This window comes from Comamonas testosteroni (assembly GCF_014076415.1).
Lineage (GTDB): Bacteria > Pseudomonadota > Gammaproteobacteria > Burkholderiales > Burkholderiaceae_C > Comamonas > Comamonas testosteroni_F.
This window is the reverse complement of sequence record NZ_CP043568.1, coordinates 3,945,866-3,968,613: the sequence shown is the minus strand read 5'-3', so window position 1 is coordinate 3,968,613 and position 22,748 is coordinate 3,945,866. Positions and strand designations below refer to the sequence as shown.

The 22,748-nt window shown below is 62.8% G+C and carries 21 protein-coding genes; 14 read left to right on the top strand and 7 right to left on the bottom strand.

Annotation, left to right across the window (positions count from 1 at the left end; genetic code table 11):
• Positions 1-13 precede the first annotated feature (13 nt).
• Positions 14-403 (top strand): MerR family transcriptional regulator, encoded by a 390-nt coding sequence (locus tag F0P97_RS18265; protein ID WP_003081449.1) that lies wholly within the window; start codon positions 14-16, stop codon positions 401-403.
• Between the two features lie 386 nt (positions 404-789).
• On the opposite strand, the gene F0P97_RS18260 is transcribed toward F0P97_RS18265, so the two are convergent.
• Positions 790-1,953, bottom strand: a complete 1,164-nt coding sequence (locus F0P97_RS18260) for a GGDEF domain-containing protein (RefSeq protein ID WP_182283407.1) — start codon at positions 1,951-1,953, stop codon at positions 790-792.
• Positions 1,954-2,288: 335 nt separating this feature from the next.
• On the bottom strand, positions 2,289-2,564 hold the full coding sequence (locus F0P97_RS18255; protein WP_003053502.1) for an oxidative damage protection protein: 276 nt from the start codon (positions 2,562-2,564) through the stop codon (positions 2,289-2,291).
• A gap of 143 nt (positions 2,565-2,707) precedes the next feature.
• Here F0P97_RS18255 and F0P97_RS18250 point away from each other — a divergent pair, with 143 nt between their 5' ends.
• From F0P97_RS18250 to F0P97_RS18210, 9 genes are all read left to right on the top strand, one after another.
• Positions 2,708-3,739 (top strand): sulfate ABC transporter substrate-binding protein, encoded by a 1,032-nt coding sequence (locus F0P97_RS18250; protein WP_182283406.1) that lies wholly within the window; start codon positions 2,708-2,710, stop codon positions 3,737-3,739.
• Positions 3,740-3,807: 68 nt separating this feature from the next.
• Entirely contained in the window at positions 3,808-4,404 is a 597-nt protein-coding gene (ssuE, locus tag F0P97_RS18245; protein WP_182283405.1) for an NADPH-dependent FMN reductase, read from the top strand.
• A gap of 225 nt (positions 4,405-4,629) precedes the next feature.
• Positions 4,630-5,652 carry a sulfonate ABC transporter substrate-binding protein gene (locus F0P97_RS18240; RefSeq protein WP_182283404.1) on the top strand — a complete coding sequence of 341 codons (1,023 nt, stop codon included), beginning with the start codon at positions 4,630-4,632 and terminating at the stop codon, positions 5,650-5,652.
• Positions 5,653-5,672: 20 nt separating this feature from the next.
• Positions 5,673-6,755, top strand: coding sequence for a sulfonate ABC transporter substrate-binding protein (locus F0P97_RS18235; protein ID WP_182283403.1), 1,083 nt, complete (start codon positions 5,673-5,675; stop codon positions 6,753-6,755).
• A gap of 23 nt (positions 6,756-6,778) precedes the next feature.
• Positions 6,779-8,002 (top strand): FMNH2-dependent alkanesulfonate monooxygenase, encoded by a 1,224-nt coding sequence (gene ssuD / locus F0P97_RS18230; RefSeq protein WP_182283402.1) that lies wholly within the window; start codon positions 6,779-6,781, stop codon positions 8,000-8,002.
• Between the two features lie 10 nt (positions 8,003-8,012).
• Positions 8,013-8,858 (top strand): aliphatic sulfonate ABC transporter permease SsuC, encoded by an 846-nt coding sequence (gene ssuC, locus F0P97_RS18225; protein ID WP_182283401.1) that lies wholly within the window; start codon positions 8,013-8,015, stop codon positions 8,856-8,858.
• A 115-nt stretch (positions 8,859-8,973) separates the two neighbouring features.
• A complete protein-coding gene (locus F0P97_RS18220) occupies positions 8,974-9,972 on the top strand; it encodes an ATP-binding cassette domain-containing protein (protein WP_182283400.1) in 999 nt (332 codons plus the stop codon).
• Between the two features lie 69 nt (positions 9,973-10,041).
• Positions 10,042-10,974, top strand: coding sequence for a CysB family HTH-type transcriptional regulator (locus tag F0P97_RS18215; RefSeq protein ID WP_182283399.1), 933 nt, complete (start codon positions 10,042-10,044; stop codon positions 10,972-10,974).
• 321 nt (positions 10,975-11,295) lie between these two features.
• Positions 11,296-11,511: a TOBE domain-containing protein gene (locus F0P97_RS18210; RefSeq protein ID WP_003053517.1), complete on the top strand. Its 216-nt coding sequence runs from the start codon at positions 11,296-11,298 to the stop codon at positions 11,509-11,511.
• A 346-nt stretch (positions 11,512-11,857) separates the two neighbouring features.
• Here the strand turns inward: F0P97_RS18210 and putA are convergent, their stop codons facing one another.
• Positions 11,858-15,706 carry a trifunctional transcriptional regulator/proline dehydrogenase/L-glutamate gamma-semialdehyde dehydrogenase gene (putA, locus tag F0P97_RS18205; RefSeq protein ID WP_182283398.1) on the bottom strand — a complete coding sequence of 1,283 codons (3,849 nt, stop codon included), beginning with the start codon at positions 15,704-15,706 and terminating at the stop codon, positions 11,858-11,860.
• Between the two features lie 115 nt (positions 15,707-15,821).
• On the opposite strand from putA, the gene F0P97_RS18200 reads away from it, so the two are divergent.
• Complete coding sequence (locus F0P97_RS18200; protein ID WP_034356242.1) at positions 15,822-16,298, top strand: Lrp/AsnC ligand binding domain-containing protein; 477 nt, start codon at positions 15,822-15,824, stop codon at positions 16,296-16,298.
• 196 nt (positions 16,299-16,494) lie between these two features.
• Positions 16,495-18,039 (top strand): PAS domain-containing methyl-accepting chemotaxis protein, encoded by a 1,545-nt coding sequence (locus F0P97_RS18195; RefSeq protein WP_182282964.1) that lies wholly within the window; start codon positions 16,495-16,497, stop codon positions 18,037-18,039.
• 111 nt (positions 18,040-18,150) lie between these two features.
• On the opposite strand, the gene F0P97_RS18190 is transcribed toward F0P97_RS18195, so the two are convergent.
• From F0P97_RS18190 to F0P97_RS18175, 4 genes are read right to left on the bottom strand one after another with little or no spacing between them, the layout of a single operon-like run.
• Entirely contained in the window at positions 18,151-18,627 is a 477-nt protein-coding gene (locus tag F0P97_RS18190; protein ID WP_182283397.1) for a DUF2269 family protein, read from the bottom strand.
• Entirely contained in the window at positions 18,624-19,061 is a 438-nt protein-coding gene (locus tag F0P97_RS18185; RefSeq protein WP_182283396.1) for a DoxX-like family protein, read from the bottom strand. The genes F0P97_RS18190 and F0P97_RS18185 overlap by 4 nt, the downstream gene beginning before the upstream one ends.
• Positions 19,054-19,938: an NAD-dependent epimerase/dehydratase family protein gene (locus F0P97_RS18180; RefSeq protein ID WP_182283395.1), complete on the bottom strand. Its 885-nt coding sequence runs from the start codon at positions 19,936-19,938 to the stop codon at positions 19,054-19,056. Before F0P97_RS18180 ends, F0P97_RS18185 begins: the two co-directional genes overlap by 8 nt.
• Before the next feature lie 47 nt (positions 19,939-19,985).
• Positions 19,986-20,537, bottom strand: coding sequence for a GbsR/MarR family transcriptional regulator (locus tag F0P97_RS18175; RefSeq protein ID WP_182283394.1), 552 nt, complete (start codon positions 20,535-20,537; stop codon positions 19,986-19,988).
• A gap of 230 nt (positions 20,538-20,767) precedes the next feature.
• Between F0P97_RS18175 and F0P97_RS18170 the strand changes: the two genes are divergently transcribed.
• A complete protein-coding gene (locus F0P97_RS18170; RefSeq protein ID WP_182283393.1) occupies positions 20,768-21,079 on the top strand; it encodes a hypothetical protein in 312 nt (103 codons plus the stop codon).
• A gap of 152 nt (positions 21,080-21,231) precedes the next feature.
• Entirely contained in the window at positions 21,232-22,731 is a 1,500-nt protein-coding gene (gene rlmD / locus F0P97_RS18165) for a 23S rRNA (uracil(1939)-C(5))-methyltransferase RlmD (RefSeq protein ID WP_034358953.1), read from the top strand.
• Positions 22,732-22,748: the final 17 nt, after the last annotated feature.

Here is a 22,748-nt window from a genome sequence, read left to right as displayed (position 1 = left end):
AAGCGGTATTTTCATGAGAATCGGCGAACTTGAGACCCGCAGCGGCGCCAGCCGCCATACTTTGCGTTACTACGAGCAAATCGGCCTGATCTCGCCGACGCGACGAACCAACAACTATCGCGTCTACACTGCGCAAACCCTGCAGGATCTGAACTTCATCCAGCGTGCGCAAAGCATGGGTTTTTCCCTGGGGGAAATAGGGCAGATTCTGGATGCGCAGCGGAACAAGACGATCGATTGTGCTGACGGTGCCAAGCTCATTGAAAAGAAGATGGCGGAGATCAGACAGAAAATCGCCGACCTCAAAAGCATTTATCGCTATCTGGATGAAGAGCGTGCAAACCTCGAAGCCAGCGCTGCCAGGCAGCTTGAGCTTCAGCAACTGGCCAAGGCTTCGAGCTGAGCTGTCGGCATCCAGATACGGAAGCTGCCGCCGGCTTCCGGTTTCAAGCTCCGGCTCAAGCATTTTCTGAAACGTAGCGTCCAGACCCAGTCTGGTCCAGTGCGGGCCTGAGCGTCCACTCTGTCGGCAACTTCTGCAAAGCAGACCTGGGACGACTGCACGCGAAGGTCTGCGATGGGGCGATCTGCGACTGTCGCAGTCCAGCCCGACGCAGCCATCAAATCTTCAACCGAGCCAATGTCTAAAACTCAATACCTGTCCATGATTTCTCTCTAGGAGCATCCGTTTCGGGAGCATCAAGGTAACGACAATGGGGCCAGGGCGCGTCGCCGAAGGTGAAGTACATCTGGGCTGCCACACTGGCTCCTGTCGAGGCTAGGGGAGCATCATTGCGACCGCCCTGGCGGAAGCGGGGCGAGTTCCATCCGGTCCCGTCCCTTGCGCTTCGACGCGTATAGGGCTTCGTCGGCCCGCTTGAGCCAATGTGACAGCTCGGTCTCGGGCTGGTCGAACAAGGTCGCACCGATGCTCAGGGACACTGGCTCCGGTGTTGCGAACATGGCGCGCGCCTGCTGTGCGAACGACTCGCGCAGGTTTTGCCCCAGCACCTGCGCGGCGGCACCGGAGACACTGGGCAGCAGAATCACGAACTCGTCTCCGCCCAGTCGCGCTGCCAGCGCGCCGTGGGGCAGCAAGCTGCGGATGAGGTCGCTCAGTGTCACCAGCAGGCGGTCGCCGGCATCGTGACCATGCAGGTCGTTGACCTGCTTGAAGTGGTCAATGTCGATCAGCAGCAGGGCACCGGGGCTGGCTGGCGAGGCCTGCCGCAGCAGCTCAGGTGCGCGCAGATAGAGTGCTCGGCGGTTGTCCAGGGCGGTCAGCGGGTCGCGGGCGGCGATCTGCGCCATACGCTCTTCACGGCGATGGCGCTCGGTGCCGGTCATGGACATCGCGAGCAGCATGATCGCCATCACGCCTTCCACCAGCGAGACCAGTATCACCACGCCTCGGAAACTGGCCAGGTTGACGAAAGCGTCCGGCGCCACGGCCGAGCCGGCCTTGCCGAGGTAGAACAGGCCGTGTGCCAGCAGGACGAAACGCAGCTGCGCCGCACCCACACTCAGCGCTCGGCCATGTGGGCGCAGCAGCAGGCCGGCGCGCAGGGTGATGACGGCAATCAGCAGCGACTGGATGCCCAGCATGGTCTTGGACCACCATGGCCCGTCGGGCAGAAACAGCATCGCCAGCCAGACGACGGCCAGCAGCCACCAGGTGCGCGGCAGCCGGGTGCGCGTGAATCCGGCAACGCCAGCCAGGAACAGCCAGTGGGCGACGATCAGCAAGCCGTTGGGAAACCAGATGCCGAACAGTACATAGCCGTTGGAACGCAGCAGGGCCAGCACGCTGCCCACGGCGATGATCGTGAACCCCGCGCTCCAGAGCAGCAGGGAGCGTTCGCGAACGCTGCTCCATTCTGCAGCCAGGTACAGCGCCGAGGCGGCGGCCATGGCCGCGGAGAGTACGAGCAGGGTGAAGGGGTCGAGAGCCATGGACAATGGATGTGTCAGCGCGGGTGGGGTTCGCGCGAGAGCCGCCCGGCCAGGAGCAATGCGCGGGAGCCGATCAGCTGCTCGGTGGCGACGGTCGGGGCCATGGCATTGAAATGGAGCGGGCCGCAAACGAGGCGAATTGTCGCAGGATGCTGATTTTCAGGCATCTCTTGTGAGCTGGGTCGTCGGGAGGACGTAACGGATGGAGCCTGGCATAAGGAGAGGGCGGCCGCATGCGGACCAGCCGCGTGGCCTCGTCGCCACGGCAGCGGATTCACACATGAAAAAGCCCCGGGGCAGGGGGCCACGGGGCTTGGTGTCCGAGTCAGAAGAGCTTACTCGGCGCTGGGAGGCACATAGCCGGCTGCGGCATCGGCACCGCCGCCAAAGAAATGGTTTTCCATCTGGCGAGCCAGATACTGGCGGGCGCGGGCGTCGGCCAGGTTCAGACGGTTTTCATTGATCAGCATGGTCTGGTGCTTGAGCCAGTCGGCCCAGGCCTGCTTGCTCACGCTTTCATAGATACGCTTGCCCAGCTCGCCAGGGGCAGGAGGGAAGTCCAGGCCTTCAGCGTCTTGACCAAGCTTGATGCAGTGAACGGTACGTGCCATGTGTAGGGTCCTCTTGGTTGATTTCAGATGTTTGGGTAATAACAAACTGAAATCTTAGTAGTTTGAGTTTTAAGAATGCGGCTCAAGAATGCACAGCAACGGGGCAGAAGCCCGTTAACCATTCACTCCAAGAACACAGTCCAATGAAAAATCGTCGCAACTTTATCAAGTTTCCTCTGGCTGCCGGTCTGATTGCTGGCTTGACCCTCTCGGCTCTGCCCACATTGCCCGCTTTTGCACAAACCGGCGTTCAACTGCTCAACGTTTCCTACGACCCCACACGCGAGCTGTATGTGAACTACAACCAGGCGTTTGCCAAGTACTGGAAGGCTGCGCAGAACCAGGATGTGACCATCAAGCAGTCGCATGGCGGCTCGGGCAAGCAGGCTCGCTCCATTATCGACGGCATTGAGGCCGACGTGGCCACACTGGCCCTGGCAGGCGATATCGATGCCCTGGTCAAGAACGGCAGTGTCAAGGCCGACTGGCAAAAGCGACTGCCGCACAACAGCGCGCCGTATAGCTCCACCATCGTGTTCCTGGTCAAGAAGGGCAATCCCAAGGGCATCAAGGACTGGGACGATCTGGTCAAGCCCGGCATTCAGGTGATCACGCCCAACCCCAAGACCTCGGGTGGTGCACGCTGGAACTATCTGGCAGCCTGGGAGTTTGCCAAGCGAAAGTACGGCGGCGATGCACAGGCCAAGGATTTCATCACCAAGCTCTACAAGAACGTGCCCGTGCTGGACACCGGCGCGCGCGGCTCCACCGTGACCTTTGTGCAGCGCGGCCTGGGTGATGTGCTGCTGGCCTGGGAGAACGAAGCCTATCTGGCACTCAAGGAGTTCGGCCCCGAGAAGTTCCAGATCGTCGCGCCTTCGCTGTCCATCCTGGCCGAGCCTTCGGTGGCCGTGGTCGACAAGGTGGTCGATAAAAAGGGTACGCGTGCCGTGGCCGAGGCCTATCTGAAGTATCTGTACTCCGAGGAGGCCCAGCGCATTGCCGGCAAGAACTTCTACCGCCCGACCGATGCCAAGGTGGCAGCCGAGTTTGCCGGCCAGTTCCCCAAGCTGGAGCTGTTCACCATCGACAAGGCCTTTGGCGGCTGGGCAGCGGCAGACAAGGCTCACTTTGCCGACGGCGGCAGCTTTGATCAGATCTATACCAAGAAATAAGTGAAACGCAAGACGGGGGCACCATGAGTGCTCCTGTCTTTGCAATAACTAAAAGATAGAGCCAAGCCATGTCGATTTTGCTGATTGCCGGTAGCCCCTCGCAGCCCTCGCGCTCCAGTGCCCTGCTCAATGCCGTGGCTGCCCGCCTGCAGGCACAGGGCCTGAGCACAGAGTCCGTGCTGCAGCTCAACCAGTTGGACCCTGCAGCGCTGTTGCATGCCCGCTTCGATCACCCCGAGATTCGTGCCGTGACCGATAGAGTGGCCCGGGCCGACGCGGTGGTGGTGGCCACACCCGTTTACAAGGCGGCCTACAGCGGCCTGCTCAAGGTGTTTCTCGATGTGCTGCCGCAGACGGCGCTCAAGGGCAAGCTGGTACTGCCTCTGGCCACTGGCGGCAGCCCTCACCATATGCTGGCGCTGGACTATGCGCTGCGCCCCGTGCTGCAGTCGCTTGGCGCGCGCCACATATTGCCCGGCATTTATGCCACCGACCAGGGGGTGCCCCTGCTGCCTGAAGGCGGCTATGGCCTGGCCCCCAAGATCGCCGATCGCGTCGAGGATGCAGCCCAGTTGCTGGCCACCGATCTGCGCCGCAGTGCCCAATGGGCCGCAGCCAATGACTTTGAAAGCATCGCGTTCTCCGACGTGCGATGTAGCGTTTAAGTAGGTCCCCCTGAGCGGCTTTGCCGCTTCCCCCAGGGGACGACGACCTTTGCTGCGGGGCGGCGGGGCCGCCTAGGCCCTTGCTGGCCGTCCTTTCTCGCAGCGTTGACGCATTTACCATTTTTTTGATAGCAGTCCCCGCACTGCGAAGGCCGAGTTGGCCTGAAATCAGGCCGAAGGTGCGCCTGAAGTGTGTGGACTGCAAGCTCCAAGGATTGATTTCTCATGACCGATCGCAACAACACTTCTGACGTCATTTCGTCGCAATTGCTGAACAGCACACGCCGTCAGTGGCTGGCGGGTACGGCAGCCTCGGCGCTGGCCCTGGCCTCGGGCGGACTGCATGCGCAGCAGGGCAATGGCACGGCAGGCGGGCAGCGCGTGCTGCGCGTGGGCCATCAAAAAGGCTGGCTGTCGATTCTCAAGAATCGAGGCACGCTGGAAAAGCGCCTGACCCCGCTGGGCGTGGCCGTGCGCTGGGTTGAATTCAATGCCGGCCCTGTGCAACTGGAAGCGCTCAATGTCGGCTCGATTGACTTTGGCGATGTGGGCGAGGCTCCCCCCATCTTTGCCCAGGCCGCCGGTGCGCCCCTGGTCTATGCGGGGGCCACGGTGGCGCGCCCCGGTCTGGAGGCGGTGATCGTGCCCAAGGGCTCGGCGATCCGCAGCGTGGCCGACCTCAAGGGCAAGCGCATTGCCTACAACAAGGGCTCCAACGTTCATTACTTCCTGGTCAAGCTGCTGGAAAAGCATGGCCTCAAGTACGGCGATGTGCAGTCGGTCTTTCTGGCGCCTCCCGATGCGCGTGCCGCGTTCGAGAAAGGCTCGGTCGATGCCTGGGTGATCTGGGACCCGTTCCTGGCCTCGGCCCAGAAGGCTCTGGATGCACGTCTGCTGGCCGATGCCAAGGGCGTGGTCAACAACCGTGCCTACTACTTTACCTCGCGTGACTATGCGAGCCGCAATGCCGATGTGCTGCGCATCGCGATCGAGGAAATTGCCGCCATCGATGCCTGGGCCGGCAAGAACAAGAGCGCAGCAGCGGCAGAGCTGTCGCAGATCCTGGGCCTGGATACCGCCGTAACCGAGCTGTACCTGAGCCGCGCCGAGTTCGGCACCAAGGCCGTGAATGCCGAAATCCTGGGTGAGCAGCAAAGGATTGCCGACACCTTCTTCGATCTCAAGCTGATCCCCAAGAAGCTCAATTTGCTGCATGCCGCGCCCGTGGACTTGCTGGCCAGCCGCTGATTCATGAAAAGGTCATTGCCATGAGTTCAGCATCCTCTTCACCCCGTTTCCATCGCGGCCGTCGCCAGGCTCTGCAACTGCTGGGCACCACGGCTTTCAGCTGGACCCTGGCCGCGTACTACGCCAACGATGCACTGGCCCAGCCTGTGCCGGCTATTGCAGCTCCGGCCCAGTTGCGCATCGGCTATCAGAAGTCGGCCGTCAATCTGGTCGTGCTCAAGCAGCATGGCGTTCTGGAAAAGCGCTTTCCAGGCACCAGGATCAGCTGGCTGGAGTTTCCAGCCGGGCCGCAGTTGCTGGAGGCGCTGTCGGCCGGAAGCCTGGACTTTGGCCTGACCGGCGATTCGCCGCCCGTGTTTGCCCAGGCTGCGGGCAAGGATCTGCGCTACGTGGGGGCCGAGCCGCCCAAGCCTGAAAGCTCGGCCATTCTGGTGCTCGCCGATTCGCCGCTGAAAACCCTGGCCGAGCTCAAAGGCAGGCGCGTGGCGCTGCAGAAAGGCTCAAGCGCCCATTACCTGCTGGTGCGTGCGCTGGACAAGGCGGGTATTGCCTGGGCCGACATTCAGCCTGTGTATCTCGCTCCGGCCGATGCACGCGCAGCGTTCGAGCGCGGAAGCGTCGATGCCTGGGCCATCTGGGACCCGTTCTATGCGGCCACCGAGCTGAGCATCCGGCCGCGCGTGCTGACCAGCGGTGAGGGGCTGTCTGGCAACAACTCTTTCTATCTGGCCTCGCGCGGCCTGGTCGAGCGTCATCCCCAGCTCATCAAGGCCTTGTTCGACGAGCTCACGCGCGCCGATCAGCTGGTGCAGACCTCACGCAAGGAGGCCGTGCAATTGCTGGCCGCTTTCAGCGGGCTGGATGCGAATGTGGTCAGCCGCTTTATCGGCCGCAGGCCCAGCTCGCCGACCACGCTGCTCAACCCCGCCATCGTGGTCGAGCAGCAGCGCGTGGCCGATACCTTTTTTCGTCTGGGCGTGATTCCACGCCAGGTGAAGGTGGCCGACATCGTCTGGCAGCCCACCCCGGCGGAATACGCCGGCCATGGCCAGGGGAGCCCCGCCGCTTCATCCATCACGCCCGCCGTGGCATCCAGGTTCTAAGTCAGGTTCAAGGAGATTTCGTCATGCAAGTGTTCTGGTTCATTCCCACCCATGGTGATGCCCGCTACCTGGGCAGCAGCGAAGGCGCACGCCAGCTGAGCCATGACTATGTCAAGCAGGTGGCCGTTGCGGCCGACAGCCTCGGCTACGAAGGTGTGCTGATTCCCACAGGCCGGTCCTGCGAAGATCCCTGGGTAGTGGCGTCCAGCCTGTTGCCCGTCACCAGGCGCCTCAAGTTCCTGGTGGCTGTGCGCCCCGGTCTGCATCAGCCCAGCCTGGCTGCGCGCATGGCAGCCAGCTTCGACCGGCTTTCCGGCGGGCGGCTGCTGATCAATCTGGTCACGGGCGGCGATCAGGCCGAGCTGGAGGGCGACGGTGTGTTTCTCGATCATGCGACGCGCTATGAACAATCGGCCGAGTTCATCGAGATATGGCGCGAGATTCTGGCACGCAGCCATGAGGGAAAGTCGCTGGATTTCGAAGGTCGGCATCTGCAGGTCAAGGGGGCCAAGCTGCTGTTCCCGCCGCTGCAAAAACCCTATCCGCCCGTCTATTTCGGCGGCTCTTCGCCTGCCGCCCACGAGCTGGCGGCAGAGCAGGTCGATGCCTATCTGACCTGGGGCGAGCCACCGGCCGAAGTCGCCAAAAAGATTGCCGATGTGCGCGAGAAGGCCGAGCGCCGTGGCCGCCAGGTCAAGTTCGGCATTCGCCTGCATGTGATTGTGCGTGAAACCGATGAGGAGGCATGGGCCGACGCCGAGCGATTGATCAGCCGCCTCAAGGACGAAACCGTGGTACAGGCCCAGGCCGCATTTGCGCGCATGGATTCCGAAGGCCAGCGCCGCATGGCTCAGTTGCATGCGGGCGGCACCAAGCGCAGCCGCAAGGACCTGGAGATCAGCCCCAATCTATGGGCCGGCGTGGGTCTGGTGCGTGGTGGTGCGGGTACGGCCCTGGTGGGCAGCGCCCAGGCTGTGGCCGACCGCATCAAGGAATATGCAGATCTGGGCATAGACACCTTTGTGCTCTCGGGCTACCCGCATCTTGAGGAAGCCTATCGCTTTGCCGAGCTGGTCTTCCCGCTGTTGCCGGTCAACGTGCAGGAAAAGCTGGGCGGCGGCAATCCGGGCGGCCCGTTTGGAGAAACCGTGGCCAATCTGTACTCGCCGCGAGCCGCCGCTTCGGGAGCCGCCGCTTCGGGAGCCGCCGCTTCGGAGCGCGAGCAGGTCCGAGTGTCGCAAAGCTGAAGGAGTGTGTATGAGTGATGTTCAAACGCTGACGTTGCCATCTGCGGCCCAGCCTGCAAGCCCGCCGGTGCCGCGCCTGGAGTTGCTGGTGCGTCAGTTCGCCTTGCGGCTGCTGCCCTGGCTGTTGCCGGTCGCGCTGATCGCTGCCTGGCAGGCCGCATCGGCCTATGGCTGGCTGTCCACACGGGTACTGCCCGCGCCGCTGGATGTGTTGCGGGCAGCCTGGGCTCTGGCAGAGTCGGGCGAGTTATGGACCCATGTCAAGGTCAGTGCCGGGCGTGCGCTGGCGGGGCTGGCCATTGGCGGCAGCCTGGGCTTGCTGCTGGGTTTGCTCACAGGCTCGCTGCGCTGGGCCGAGACGCTGCTCGATTCCACGATCCAGATGGTGCGCAACATCCCCGCGCTGGCGCTGATTCCGCTGGTCATTCTGTGGTTCGGCATCGACGAATCGGCCAAGCTGTTTCTGATCAGCGTCTCGGTGTTCTTTCCCATCTATCTGAACACCTTTCACGGCATTCGCAACGTGGATCCGGGTCTGATCGAGATGGGCCGCAGCTACGGTCTCACGCGCTGGCAGCTGTATCGCGACATCGTCTTGCCGGGAGCGCTGTCTTCCATCCTCGTGGGCTTGCGTTTTTCGCTGGGCCTGATGTGGGTGATTCTGATCGTGGCCGAGACCATCTCGGCCCAGGCAGGTATCGGCTACCTGACCATGAATGCACGTGAGTTCCTGCAGACCGACGTGGTGCTGGTGGGCATCTTGCTCTACGCAATCCTGGGCAAGCTGGCCGATGTGTTTGCCCGTTCGCTCGAGCGCTGGTGGCTGCGCTGGCATCCGAGCTATGGAGCACCCTGAGCCGCGGTGCGGCTTCCCCCGGAGGGGGACGACAGCCTCGCTGCGCGGCGGCGCTTGCTCGCTGTCACGCGCATGTGCTGCGCCAGTTTTGAACAGACAAAGACGGGAGTTGGTGATGAGCAGTTTGTGGAGTCGTTTGACGCAGTCGCTGGTGGGTGCAGGTGCGCTGAATGCGCGTCAGCCGCTGGTGGCCTGGGAGGCTTCCTGGGACGAGGCCGAGGCCTTGCAGGCGAGTGGAAAGCTGTGGCAGCGGACCAAGGATGAGGAAGAAGAGCAGCAGGGCAACAGCAAGCAGCCGGATGTGCAGCAGAAAGCGGCCCAGGGTGTGCATCTGCAGACGCTGCAGCTGACCAAGCGCTATGGCGAGCGTGAAGTGCTCAAACAGGTGCAGCTCGATGTACAGCCCGGCGAGTTCATCGCCATCGTTGGGCGCAGCGGCTGCGGCAAGTCCACCTTGCTGCGCCTTGTGGCCGGGCTGGAAGAGGCCAGTGCGGGGCAATTGCTGATCGATGCGGGCGATGCGCGCGAGCAGCGCCGGCAGAACAGGGATACGCGCATCATGTTTCAGGATGCGCGTCTGCTGCCCTGGAAGCGGGTGCTGGATAACGTGATTCTGGGGTTGCCCGATTCGGCACGCGAGCGCGGCCGCAAGGTGCTGGCGCAGGTGGGCCTGGCTGACCGCGAAAACGAATGGTCGGCAAGGCTGTCGGGCGGTCAGCGCCAGCGCGTGGCCCTGGCCCGTGCCCTGGTTCACCAGCCACGGCTGCTGCTGCTCGATGAGCCGCTGGGCGCTCTCGATGCGCTGACGCGCATCGAGATGCACCGCCTCATCGAAGGTCTGTGGCGCAGCCATGGCTTCACGGCCTTGCTGGTCACTCACGATGTACAGGAGGCCGTGGCCCTGGCCGACCGCGTGGTGCTGATCGAGGATGGGCGCATTGCGCTCGATGAGCGCATTGATTTGCCGCGCCCGCGTGTGCATGGCGATGCCCGCTTTGCTGCGCTGGAGACGCGCATTCTGGATCGTGTGCTGCAAAAGCCCGAGTCAGAACAGGCAAGCGGATTGCCGAGCTGGCCTGGTGTGCCGGCTACGGGTCTGCGCTGGGCGATTTGAGCATCCAACGAAAACAAAGAGAAACAGGCGGCTGGCGCAGCCGCAAGCTGTGCCGCCTGCCATCAAGATATGAATTTTCAGCAACTGCGTTCGGTCCGCGAAACGGCAAGGTGTGGCTTCAATCTGACCGAAGTGGCGGCCATGCTCCACACTTCGCAGCCCGGCGTGAGCCGGCAGATTCGCGAGCTCGAGGAGGAATTGGGCATCGATATCTTTGTGCGCGCCGGCAAGCGTCTGACGGGGTTGACGCCGCCAGGCTCGGCCTTGCTGCCTATTGTCGAGCGCATGCTGCTGGAAGCCGACAATCTGCGTCGCGCGGGCGATGACTTCCACGCCAGCGAGCGCGGCGGCCTGTCGATTGCTGCCACGCATTCCCAGGCACGCTATGCCTTGCCGCAGGTGGTGCGTGATTTCCGCAGGCTCTACCCCCAGGTTTCGCTGCATCTGCATCAGGGCTCGCCACGCCAGGTGGCCGAGATGCTGCTCTCGGGAGAGGCCGATATCGGCGTGGCCACCGAGGCGCTGGGAAGCTATGAGAACCTGGTGACCCTGCCTTGCTACCGCTGGTCGCACAGCGTGGTCGTTCCGCCCGGCCATGAACTGCTCGATACAGAAGGAGCCTTGACGCTGCAGGCGCTGGCGCGCCACCCCATCATCACCTACGAACAGGGCTACACCGGGCGTGCCCATATCGACAAGGCGTTTGCGGCGACCGGGCTGGTGCCCGATGTGGTGCTCACCGCCATGGATGCCGACGTGATCAAGACCTATGCGGAACTGGGCATGGGCGTGGGCATCATCGCCTCCATCGCTTTCGATGCCGAGCGTGACCGCCATCTGCGCGCCATCGATGCGCGCCATCTGTTCGAGGTCAATCTCACACGGCTGGCCCTGCGCCGCGATGCCTGGCTGCGTGGCTATGCCTATGCCTTCATCGAAAGCTTTGTGCCCACACTGAAGCCTGAGGTGGTGCGTGCGGCACTGCAGTCTGCCGAAGGCTGAAGTCCGGCTTCAGCTTGCCGGAAAGGGCCTCAAGCTCGCGCTGGAACAGTGCCTGAAGCCTGTTGAAAGCGGATGGCTCTGGCCCGAATTGCGCTCATGGTCACCTCGCGTGCTAGCCCACCGAGGCTGCGCCTCGCCAAAGGCGTGATGGCGCCGCTGTCCGATGCCTTGCCGGCTTGGGTTCTGATTTCTAAGATGTTTTTGATATAAAAATTTGATTTTTTATTCTTTTGAGTTTTTTGGACAAGGTTTCAGAATTGTTTTCATGCAGTGCAGCAAGCGCTGTTTTCAAAACCTTCACGCTTTCTCAGGAGAATCTACATGTCTATTCAAGCCATCAATGTGCGCAACCAGTTCAAGGGCAAGGTCAAGGAAATCATCCGTGGTGACGTAGTTTCGGAGGTGGATGTCGAGACGCCCTGGGGCATCGTCACTTCGGTGATCACCACGCGCTCGGTCAATGATCTGGGCTTGGCAGTGGGCTCGGAAGTGGTGGCCCTGGTCAAGTCCACCGAGGTGTCCATCGCCAAGCTGTAAATCTCAGAATTCATATCGAAACAGCACCCAGCGCAGGTACTGCTTGCGCCGGGTGCTTTCTTTTTGGACCCGTTAATACCACTTTTGATATGTCGTTGCTTCGCCTTGCCGTGCTTTGTACTGTCTGCGGCTTCGCGCCTGGCCTCAATAGTAGACCTGCAGTTGGCTGGGTGGTGTCAACGGCTCCGAGGGGCGTGGTGAGTATCGGGCGCACAGCGCCGAACGGGCATGGCCTATGAGCAGTGGACAGCAAGCAAGGGCCTTGGTGGCCCCGCCGCCCGCAGCGAGGCTGTCGTCCCCCTCCGCGAAGCTGAGAGGGGGAAGGCGCAAAGCGCTTCGGGGGGGCCTATTCCAGCGTCATCAATGCCGCATTGCCGCCCGCTGCCGCCGTGTTGTGCGACAGAGCTCTCTCATGCCAGAGCCGCTCCAGCCGAACGGGCTGGCCTGCCACACAGCGTGTGGGCAGTATCAACGGGCCAGGGCGTCTTGCCAGGGCCTGCGCCCAGCGTAGAAATTGGGGGGCATCGCATTCCAGCAGTGCTGAATCCATGGGCTCGGTCTCTGCAATTTCCTCGACACTGAGCTCGGCAGGCAACAGCAGCACATGGCGGCGCAGTGGCTCCGGCAGCTTGCCGTGAACTGCGGTGCCTAGCGGGCCGGGTAGCCACAGTGCTTGCGAGCCGCTGGCCAGTGCGGCAGCCAGTTGCTGCAGGAGCATGGTTCTCTCCTGCGCCAGGCACAGTGTGCGCGGCTTGCCAAGCAGCTGGTAGAGATTGCGCTCGCCTGTGGGGCCGGGCAGCAGGCGCGCGGCATGCAGATCGGGCAGGGCCGATTGCAGTCGCTCGCAATCGTGGCTGACGATGGCCTCACCATGCTGCCTGGCCCAGTGGCCCAGCTGTCGCAAGGCGGTCGCCGCTGCTGCCGTGACGGGCGTGACACTGGCCTGTGCCTCTCCGGATTGATGCAGCAGCAGACTGAGCAAACTCAGGGGCGAGCCGGGTATCTGCTGCAGGCGCGGCAGATACAGCGGGCCGCCAGCCTTGGGACCGGTGCCCGACAGCCCCTCGCCGCCAAAGGGCTGAACACCGACCACGGCCCCTACCATATTGCGATTCACATACAGGTTGCCGACATGTGCCGCCTGGGCGACCTGCTGCACGGTTTCGTCGATGCGCGTGTGCAATCCCATGGTCAGGCCGTAGCCCAGGGCGTTGATGCGCTCCAGCAACTGCGGCAACTCGCGCCTTTGATAGCGCAGTACATGGAGTACGGGGCCGAAGACTTCGCGCTTGAGCTGATGCAGATCGGGCAGCTCGATCAGCGTGGGCGCCACAAAATGCCCTTGTGCAGCAGTTTCCGGGCTCAGCGGCGACTGATGGATGCGCAGACCCAGAGCCCTGAGTCTGGCGATATGCCGCTCGATACCCGTCTTGGCATCGGCATCGATCACGGGCCCCACATCGGTGGCCAGTTCGGCCGGGTTGCCGCAATGCAACTCTTGCATGGCACCGCGCAGCATGGCCAGCAGCCGGTCGGCGCAGTCGTTTTGCACGCACAGCAGGCGCAAGGCCGAGCAGCGCTGGCCCGCGCTGTCAAAGGCGGATGCAGCAATGTCCTGCACGGCTTGCTCGACCAGGGCGGATGAGTCCACCAGCATGGCGTTCTGACCGCCGGTTTCGGCCACCAGCACTACAGGCTGGCCGTCGGGGCGCAGCCTGGCGGCGGTCTGCAGAGCCAGCAGTCGCGCCACCTCGGTGGAGCCGGTGAACAGCACGCCAGCCACGCGCGCATCGGCCACCAGCGCGGCGCCCACGGTCTCGCCCCGGCCGGGCAGCAACTGCAGAACGTCTGGCGCAATGCCGGCCTGATGCAGCAGGCGCACGGCTTCAAGGGCGATCAGCGGGGTCTGCTCGGCGGGCTTGGCAAGCACCACATTGCCGGCGCCCAAGGCGGCAGCGACCTGGCCGGTGAAGATGGCCAGTGGAAAATTCCAGGGGCTGATGCAGACCACTGGGCCTATGCCGGGGGCGAGCAGATCTGCATCGGCCTGCCGCCGAATCTGAGCCGCGTAATAGCGCAGAAAGTCCACGGCCTCGCGCACCTCGGACACGGCATTGGCCGCAGTCTTGCCGGCTTCACGCATCAGCAGGCTCATCAGCGGCTGCATCTGCGTTTCAAAGAGCTCGGCTGCGGTCTGCAGCAGACTGGCACGCAGCTCGGCCGGGCTGGCTTGCCAGGCGGGCTGGGCCTGTGCGGCCGTCTGCAGTGCCTGCTGAATCTGCGCGGGCCCGGAATCGCTGACATAGCCCAGCAGCTCCTGATGGCTGGCCGGGTTGGTTATGGCTGTGCCGATGGTGTCGGCGGCATGCACGGCATGGATACCCTGGCGAAGTGGTGCGGGCCGGCTTTGCGCAAGCGCTTGAGACAGAGCGCTTAATACACCGTCATCGCTCAGGTCCAGACCAGAGGAGTTGCGGCGCTGTTCGCCCAGCAGATCGCGCGGCAGCACTATACGGGGGTGGGGCAGGCCTATGTCATCGGCCGCAAGAAGTGTCTCCACCCCGGTTCGGGTTTGGGGATCCGGTTGGCCCTCGGCCCAGGTTTGGTCTGCAGGGGCTGCTATCAAATCAGAGATGGGCCAGTCGGGATTGGCGATGCGGTGCACGAATGAGCTGTTGGCGCCGTTTTCCAGCAGGCGGCGCACCAGATAGGCCAGCAGTGTCTCGTGCGTGCCCACGGGAGCATAGATGCGGCAGGGGCGGCGTGCGGCCTTGTCCTCGGCCTCGACCACATGCAGATAGAGCTGCTCGCCCATGCCGTGCAGGCATTGAAACTCGTAACGTCCGGCGCTGTAGGGCTGGGCACCGGCCAATGATTCGATACTGGCCACGGTCTGGGCGTTATGGGTGGCGAATTGCGGGTAGATGGCGCTGGGTGCGGCCAGCAGCTTGCGAGCGCAGGCGATATAGGCCACATCGGTGTGGTGCTTGCGGGTGTAGACCGGGTAGTCGCTCAGACCGTCGATCTGGGCGCGCTTGATTTCGCTGTCCCAGTAGGCGCCTTTGACCAGGCGCACCATCAGACGTCGCTCGCTGCGACGGGCCAGGTCGATCAGATAGTCGATCACATAGGGACAACGTTTCTGATAGGCCTGAATCACAAAGCCCAGGCCGTTCCAGCCCGCCAGGCCAGGTGCGTGGGCCAACTGTTCCAGCAGGTCCAGCGACAGCTCCAGGCGGTCGGCTTCTTCGGCATCGATATTGAGTCCTATGTCGTAGCTGCGTGCCAGCTCGCACAGTTGCAGCACGCGCGGCAGCAGCTCGCCCATCACGCGCTGCCATTGCGCGCGGCTGTAGCGTGGGTGCAGGGCGCTGAGCTTGATGGAAATGCCCGGCCGTTCATAGACGCCCTTGCCGTCAGCGGCCTTGCCGATCGCATGAATCGCATTCACATAGGACTGCATGTAGCGCTGCGCGTCCTCGGCGGTGAGGGCGGCCTCGCCAAGCATGTCGTAGGAATAGCGAAAGCCTCTGGTCTGCAGTTCGCGAGCGCGCTCCAGAGCCTGGGAAATGGTCTCGCCCATCACAAACTGTTCGCCCATCAAGCGCATGGCCATGTCCACGCCCTTGCGCACCAGCGGCTCGCCGCCCCTGGCTGTGATGCGTTTGAGCGCCGCGAGCAGGCCTGACTCGCTATGCGTATCGACCAGCTTTCCGGTGACCACCAGTCCCCAGGCGGCAGCATTGACAAAGAGCGAGGGGCTCTTTCCCAGATGAGCCTGCCAGTCGCCGCCGCGCAGCTTGTCGCGGATCAGCGCATCACGGGTGGCTGCATCGGGGATGCGCAGCAAGGCTTCGGCCAGGCACATCAGCGCCACGCCTTCCTGCGAGGACAGCGAAAACTCCTGCAGCAGACCTTGCACCAGCCCCTGGCGCCCAGCGCTGGCGGGTTGGGCGCGCAGCTGCTCGACCAGCTTTTGCGCATGGTCTGCGACCTGGGCTGCCTCGGCGGGCGGCAGCGTGGCTGCAGGCAGCAGCCGGGCCACGGCATCGGACTCGGCCATGCGGGTGGCGCAACTGATGGCTTGACGCAGTTCATCGGCAGGGCGGCTGGAATCTGGCAGCGCAGTGAAAGTCGGCATGTCTGTGCAGGTGTCGTAGAGCCTGGACGCGAGCGGGTGCGCGGCCTTCACCATGTTCACAGCTGCATTGCATGCGGCTCGGGCGCAGCTGTCTACATAGGGAAAATCATTGCTGGTTTGTCGAAAAATGAATCACTATATTGAGTGAATTAAAAAGAGGAATTCACCAATGATCGATGCTTCAGAAGTGGATATCGACAGGATTGATCGAAAAATACTGGCAATTCTGCAAACCGATGGGCGCATATCCAATCTGCGCCTGGCAGAGCAGGTGGCGCTGTCGCCCACAGCCGTACAGGCCCGTGTGGCCCGGCTTACGCGCGATGGTTACATCCTGGGCTACGAAGCGCGGCTGAACCCGCAGAAGCTGGGCGTGGGCATGACGGTGTTTGTCGAGGTGCTGCTGGACCGAACCACGCCCCATGTGTTTGACGAATTCAAGGCCGCCGTGCTGGCTTACCCGGCCATCATGGAGTGCCATATGGTGGCAGGGGGGTTTGACTATCTGCTCAAGACCCGTATGGCCGATATGGCGGCTTACCGTGACTTCGCGGGCCGGGTGCTGTGGCAGCTTCCGGGCGTGCGCGAGACCAGAACCTATGCGGTGATGGAGGAGATCAAGGACGATGCGCGGCTGCCTCTGTAGGAGAAAAGCGCGTTTGAATGAGGGACTCAGGACTCTGTATCCGCGTTGACGCAGGCTAGCAACAACTGCTTTTTCAGGAATGGATGGGCCGCCAAAAACATGTAAATAATTGATACACACAGAGGTGGTTGCCGCAGTGCAGGCTGCGGCACAAGCTGTGCAGTTTTTCTCGATTAATGACCAAAAAGCGGCATCTATGAGAGTCAATGCACCAGTGACACAGCGGGAGTACAGCTTTGATGAGCATGCAACTCTGATGTCCACCACGGACACGGAGAGCTACATCAAATATGCCAATCAGGCGTTCATGGAGGTCAGCGGCTTCGAGCCGCAAGAGATCCTCGGGCAGACGCACAATCTGGTGCGCCACCCGGACATGCCCCCGGCCGCTTTTGCCGACATGTGGGCCACGCTCAAAAGCGGCGAGCCCTGGAGCGCACTGGTCAAGAACCGGCGCAAGAACGGGGACCACTACTGGGTTCGGGCCAATGCCATTCCCATCATCCGCAATGACAAGGCCAAGGGCTATATGTCGGTGCGCACCCAGCCCGAGCGCAAAGAGGTCGAGGCGGCGCAAAAGCTGTATGAGTCCATGCACGACAAGGGCGGTTCAGCTCCCGAGCTGCACAAAGGCATAGTCTCCCAGAAGGGGCTGGGGAAGCTGCTGTCGATCTGGCGGCACATGGGGGTGCGCCGGCGCATTCGCCTGAACTCGCTGGCCTTGTGGGGCGCTCTGGTGCTTGGGGCCTGGCTGCTGGCTCAAAGCCAGATGCAGTTCCTGTCGATGGCGGCCTTCATGACGGTGGCCCTGATGGTGATGACGCTATTGCTCGAGAGCCAGTTCGCCACGCCGCTGGAGCTGCTCAAGCGTCAGTCGCTGAACGTGGCCACCGGCAACAACCGGCAGACGCAATACCTGCAGCGCACGGATGAAATCGGCACCACGCTGCGCACGGTCAACCAGATCGGTCTCATGTTCCGCTGGCTGGTGGACGATGTGAATCAGCAGGCGCTCAATGTTCAGCAGGCCTGTAACGAGATCGAGCAGGGCAACAGCTATCTGCACGGGCAGACGGAGCAGTTGGCGGTGAATGTGGCCCAGACCTCGGCCTCCATGGAGCAGATCACGGCCCGGGTTCAGTCCAGCGCCGATACAGCCCAAAAAGCCGGTGTGCTGGCCAGCGAAGCCAGCGCGGCGGCCTTGCGCGGGGGCCAGTCCATGGATCAGATCGTCTCCACCATGGAGTCGATTACGGCCAACTCCCGCCGCATTGCCGACATCGTCGGCGTGATTGACAGCATTGCCTTTCAAACCAACTTGCTGGCGCTGAATGCGGCCGTGGAGGCCGCCCGCGCAGGCGAGCATGGCAGGGGGTTTGCCGTGGTTGCCGGTGAGGTGCGGGCCCTGGCGCAGCGCAGCGCCGATGCCGCCAAGGAGATCAAGGCGCTGATTCAGGCCAGCACGGCCACTGTCGAGGCGGGCTCTCTGGTGGTCAGCGATGCGGGGAGCAATATCGGGGATATCGTCTCTCAGGCGCGCAGCGTGGCGGACTTCATTGCCGAGATCAGCAAGGCCACGCGCGAACAAAGCGAGGAGATCAGCCAGGTCGGGAAGTCGGTGGCGGACATGGACTATCTGACGCAGCAGAACGCGCAACTGGTGACCCAGGGGACGCAGGCGTCGAGCAGCCTGCAATGGCAGGTGAAAAATCTCGTGGAAGCGATTGGCGTGTTCCGCTAGCCCGCGCAGCGAAGCGCCGCCATGCAGCCGGGGCCGGGCCATGGTGGCCATCGGCAGCCGGGTGCTCCCGCGTTTGAGCGGGAGGCACGCGATCTGCCCGCGACAAGCGTCTCAGCCCCAGAGCTGTGGCTTGTTCACCATCAAATAATAGGTACCGGCCATGGCTACAAAGGCGGGGTAGCCCAGGGCCTCCCAGCGCAACTGATACTGCTGGAAAAGCGGCGGCAGGGCCTGGCTCTGGCTATGCGCCTGGGTCGCCATCGCCGCCATGCGGATCTGCAGCCAGACCACAGGCAGCCAGCAGATGCCGGCCAGCGCATACAGGCCCAGCGAAAGCGCGAGCCAGGGAGTGGTGAGCGGCCAGCCTGCGAGATAGGCCATGGCAATGCCTGTGGCCGGCTGAATGAAGATACAGGGAGTAGTGAACCACCAGTCAGCCCGCACCACCAGGCGGCTGACCACTGCCTGGGCCGCGACCGAGCCGCTGCGGTTGGCAAAGAACATGTAGAAGGCCGAGCCGAGGCCGGTGCCGACCAGTAGCACGCTGGAGAGGATGTGCAGTGTCTTGAGCAGCAGATAGGTATTCATGATTCAAGCCTGTTGTGCGAGTGACCTGTTTGCAGCTGGAACCACAGCATGGCGGCGATGGGCAGGTTCTTGAGCAGCGGCCCGAGCGGATGCAGCCACAGCGCGGGTTGAAGAGCCGTGCCGATCACGGTCATGGCCACCATAAGCAACAGGGCTGTCAGATAGCTGGCCCGCCCGGGGCGCAGCAGCAAGGCCAGGCCCAGAGCCAAATCGGCCAGCAGGCCGGACCAGATGAGCAGTGCCTGCCAGCGTGTATCGCCAATGCCGCCCTGGTCCAGCAAGCGGGCACCTTCGTGGTTGAGGCCCGAGAGCCCGAGATAGTCCAGCGCGCTGACCAGGGCCGTGCCCAGCCAGACGACGACCAGACTGGCGTGCATGAGTCTGGCAGCTTGCTGCTGCGGGTTGGTTCTGCTGCTGTTTTGCACCTCAGGCATGGCGGCGGCCTTCCTTGGGCAAGGTGGCCAGCATGGCATCCGGAGCCACGGGAGCGCGCCCCAGCAGCGAGGCCAGGGTCCGGGGATCGGTAACGTTGTCGTTTTCCAGCAAGGCCATGGTTTCACTGCACCAGGGCAGGGAGGGGAACTGGTCGCCGACTCTGGCACTGCCCTTGCTCATCCAGTCGGGCAGGGCATGCACCGATGCCGGGCCGTAGCCCATCTGGCTGCGCAGGCTGGCGATGAAGGCCTCTGTCGAAAGCGGCTGGGGGCCGCCGATCTCGACGATACCTTCGGAGGTGTCCGATGTCGCCATATGCGCGAGCACTTCGGCGAGGTCGCGCACGGCCACGGGCTGTATCTGGCTGCTGCGCATGAGTTCGGGCAGCAGCAACACGGGCAGTCTGGCCAGATTCAGGAACAGCTGGCTGCTGGCTCCACCCGCACCAAAGATGATGCTGGGCCGCACGACAACGGGACGGAGTCCGCCTTGTCTGCCCAGCGCCAGCAGATGCTCGTCGGCCGCGCGCTTGGTGCTTGCGTACTGGGTGCCGCCCTGAGCCGCGCCCAGGGCCGAGACCTGCACCACGCGGCGCACGCCGGCCTGGGCACAGGCATCGAACAGCGCGATGGGAGCCAGAGAGTGCAGGGTCTGCAGATCCTGGTCGGGCTTGTCTCGCAGAGCACCGACGGCGTTGATGACGGCATCAATGCCCTGCAGATGCTCAAGCCATGCCTCGGCTGTGGTGCAGGCGCTGAAGTCCAGAGGCGGCTGGCTGTGTCGGCTGCGCACCACGGGGTCGTGGTCCAGCAGGGCCAGCGCATTCACGATATGTCGGCCCAGAAAGCCTGTGCCGCCGCAGATCAGAACTCGCATACGCTACTCCTTTGCATTTTTCTGCCTTGACAGAATTCAGTTTGGCTTCAATCGCTGCCGCTCTCTCGGTAGCCATCCTTGCCTCGGACAAAGCGCTGGACGCTGGCGCCAAGGCGCAGGATCTTGTCCAGAGTGGCTGGAGACAGGCGCAGCATTTCGTCGGTCCAGATGCCCAGCGAATCCATGAGGCGCAGCGTCTCGTGCACACGGTCCTGGGCATCGGGCGTTTCCTGCTCGAATTCGGGCTGGGCGATCAGCTCGCGCAGCAGCGCGCTGGTGGGGTCGAACTCGCGCTGCTTGCGCTCTCGCACAATGGTGCGCAGCAACTCCCAGACATCGGCCGAGGTCTCGAAATACTCGCGCCGGTCACCGCTCTTGCGGCTGCTGCGAATCAGGTTCCAGTTCAGTAGCTCCTTGAGGCTGTTGCTGACGTTGGAGCGTGCCGCACCCAGGGTTTCGCAGATCTCGTCAGCATTGAGGGGGCGGCCATGAAAGAACAGCAGTGCATGAATTTGCGCCACCGTGCGATTCACGCCCCAGGCGTTGCCCATATCTCCCCAGTGGTGCACAAAGCGTTCAGCGATAGGACTCAGTTGCATGAAACGAAGTGTGGTCTTGCTTGAAATTTCTGTCAATACAGAAATTTAAAATTGTGCGAGCGCCTGAATGGGATCGGCAAGGTGTTTGTGCAGGCTTTGGGCATGGGAGCCGGAGCGGTAAGAAATTTTCTTGAGATAGAGAAATTTCACATCAACCTGGTCGCGGCGTCGCTACTCGTAAAATAGCCGCATTACAGGGGCATGGAGCCCCGTCAGGGAAGGGAGAGTTCATGACCGCTGCATCCGTCTTGCGTGCCGCCTTGGTTCTGTCAGCCTGTGCTTGGTCCCAGGTCGCATCGGCTGCCTGCTATTTTGTCTATGCACCCAATAACGAACTGATCTATCGCTCCAATGTGGCGCCGGTCGACCTGTCTCTGCCCCTGCATCAGACGGTGTCGCAACTCGCCCCCGGAGCCCGCATGTTTTTCTCGCTCGACGAGTACAACTGTGCCACCGAGGTCAACCTGCTCGCCGAGCGCGCCCAGATTGCTGCGGCGCGCAATAGCCGCGAGCGCCGCCTGCGTGAAGAACAACGCTTCTGATTGCATAGCTGTGAGCCAAGCGTTGGCGGCACATTGAGGCTTGATTTTGCCTTGCAGAAGGCCGATTGGCTGGGCGCGTGCCATGGGCTCCCATGCAGTTTTTTGCCGTGGTCGGCTCTCGGGTATGGGGTGGCCTGAGACAATCGGGCACCATGAGTGAATCCCGCGACAACAAAATTCCCGAAAACCTGCCCGAAGTCCCGTCTGATGCCCCGGCGCTGCCCGAGGGCTGGCTGGAAGTGCTGTCCATGGACATGGATGCCCAGGGTGTAGCCCGCAAGCCCGATGGCAAGGTGGTCTTCATCGACGGCGCCCTGACCGGTGAAATCGTCAGTGCCAACACCCATCGCAAGAAGAACAACTGGGAAGCGGCCACGCTGACTGAAATCCACCGCGAATCCTCGCAGCGCGTGACGCCCGGCTGCCCTAATTTCGGGCTGCACGCCGGCGCCTGTGGTGGCTGCAAGATGCAGCATCTGCATGTGGCGGCCCAGGTCGCCATCAAGCAGCGTGTATTGGAAGACAACCTCTGGCATCTGGCCAAGGTCAAGCCCGAGACGCTGCTGCGCCCCATCGAGGGCCCGGCCTGGGGCTATCGCTTCCGCTCGCGCCTGTCGGTGCGCTATGTGGCCAAGAAGGGCAAGGTGCTGGTGGGCTTCCACGAGCGCAAGAGCCGCTACATCGCGGACATGGAGGTCTGCAAGATTTTGCCGCCCCATGTGGATGCCATGCTCATGCCCATGCGCGCACTGATCGCCAGCATGGATGCGCGCGAAACCTGTCCTCAGATCGAAGTGGCTTGCGGCGACCATGTCACTGCCCTGGTGCTGCGTCATCTGGAGCCTCTGTCGGATGCCGACAAGCAGCGCCTGCGCGACTTTGCTGCCGAGCAGAACGTTCAGTGGTGGCTGCAGCCCAAGGGCCCGGATACCGTGCATCTGATGGAAGAAGGCGGTACACAGCTGTCCTATGGTTTGCCGGACTTCGGCATCACCATGCCGTTCAAGCCGACCGACTTCACCCAGGTCAATCCGCATATCAACCGCGTGCTGGTCACGCGCTCGCTGCGCCTGCTGGATGCGAAAAAGGACGAGCGCGTCATCGACTGGTTCTGCGGTCTTGGCAACTTCACGTTGCCGATTGCCACCATGGCGCGCGAGGTACTGGGCATTGAAGGCTCTGAAACACTGGTCAAGCGCTCGCACGAGAACTATGCGGGCAACAATGCCACGCGCAGCGAAGACGACAAGCTGGCTCCCACCAGCTTCGTGGCCCGCAATCTGTTCGAGATGACCCCAGCCATGCTGATTGCCGACGGCAATTCCGACAAGTGGCTGGTCGATCCTCCGCGTGAAGGTGCGTTTGCCCTGTCCAAGGCACTTGCCGATATTCACCAGATCCGCATCGGCGCCAAGCAGACCGGCGTTGCCAGCGAAGAGCAGCCCGATTTGCTGCCTCCGCTGCCCGAGGGTCAGGAAAGCTGGCAGTTCCCCAAGCGCATTGTCTATGTGAGCTGCAACCCGGCCACGCTGGCGCGTGATGCAGGCTTGCTGGTGCACCAGGCCGGCTATCGCTGTGTGGCGGCGGGTGTGGTGAACATGTTTCCGCATACGGCGCATGTGGAATCCATGGCCGTTTTCGAGCGCGCATAAGCGAGCATGCCCTGAAC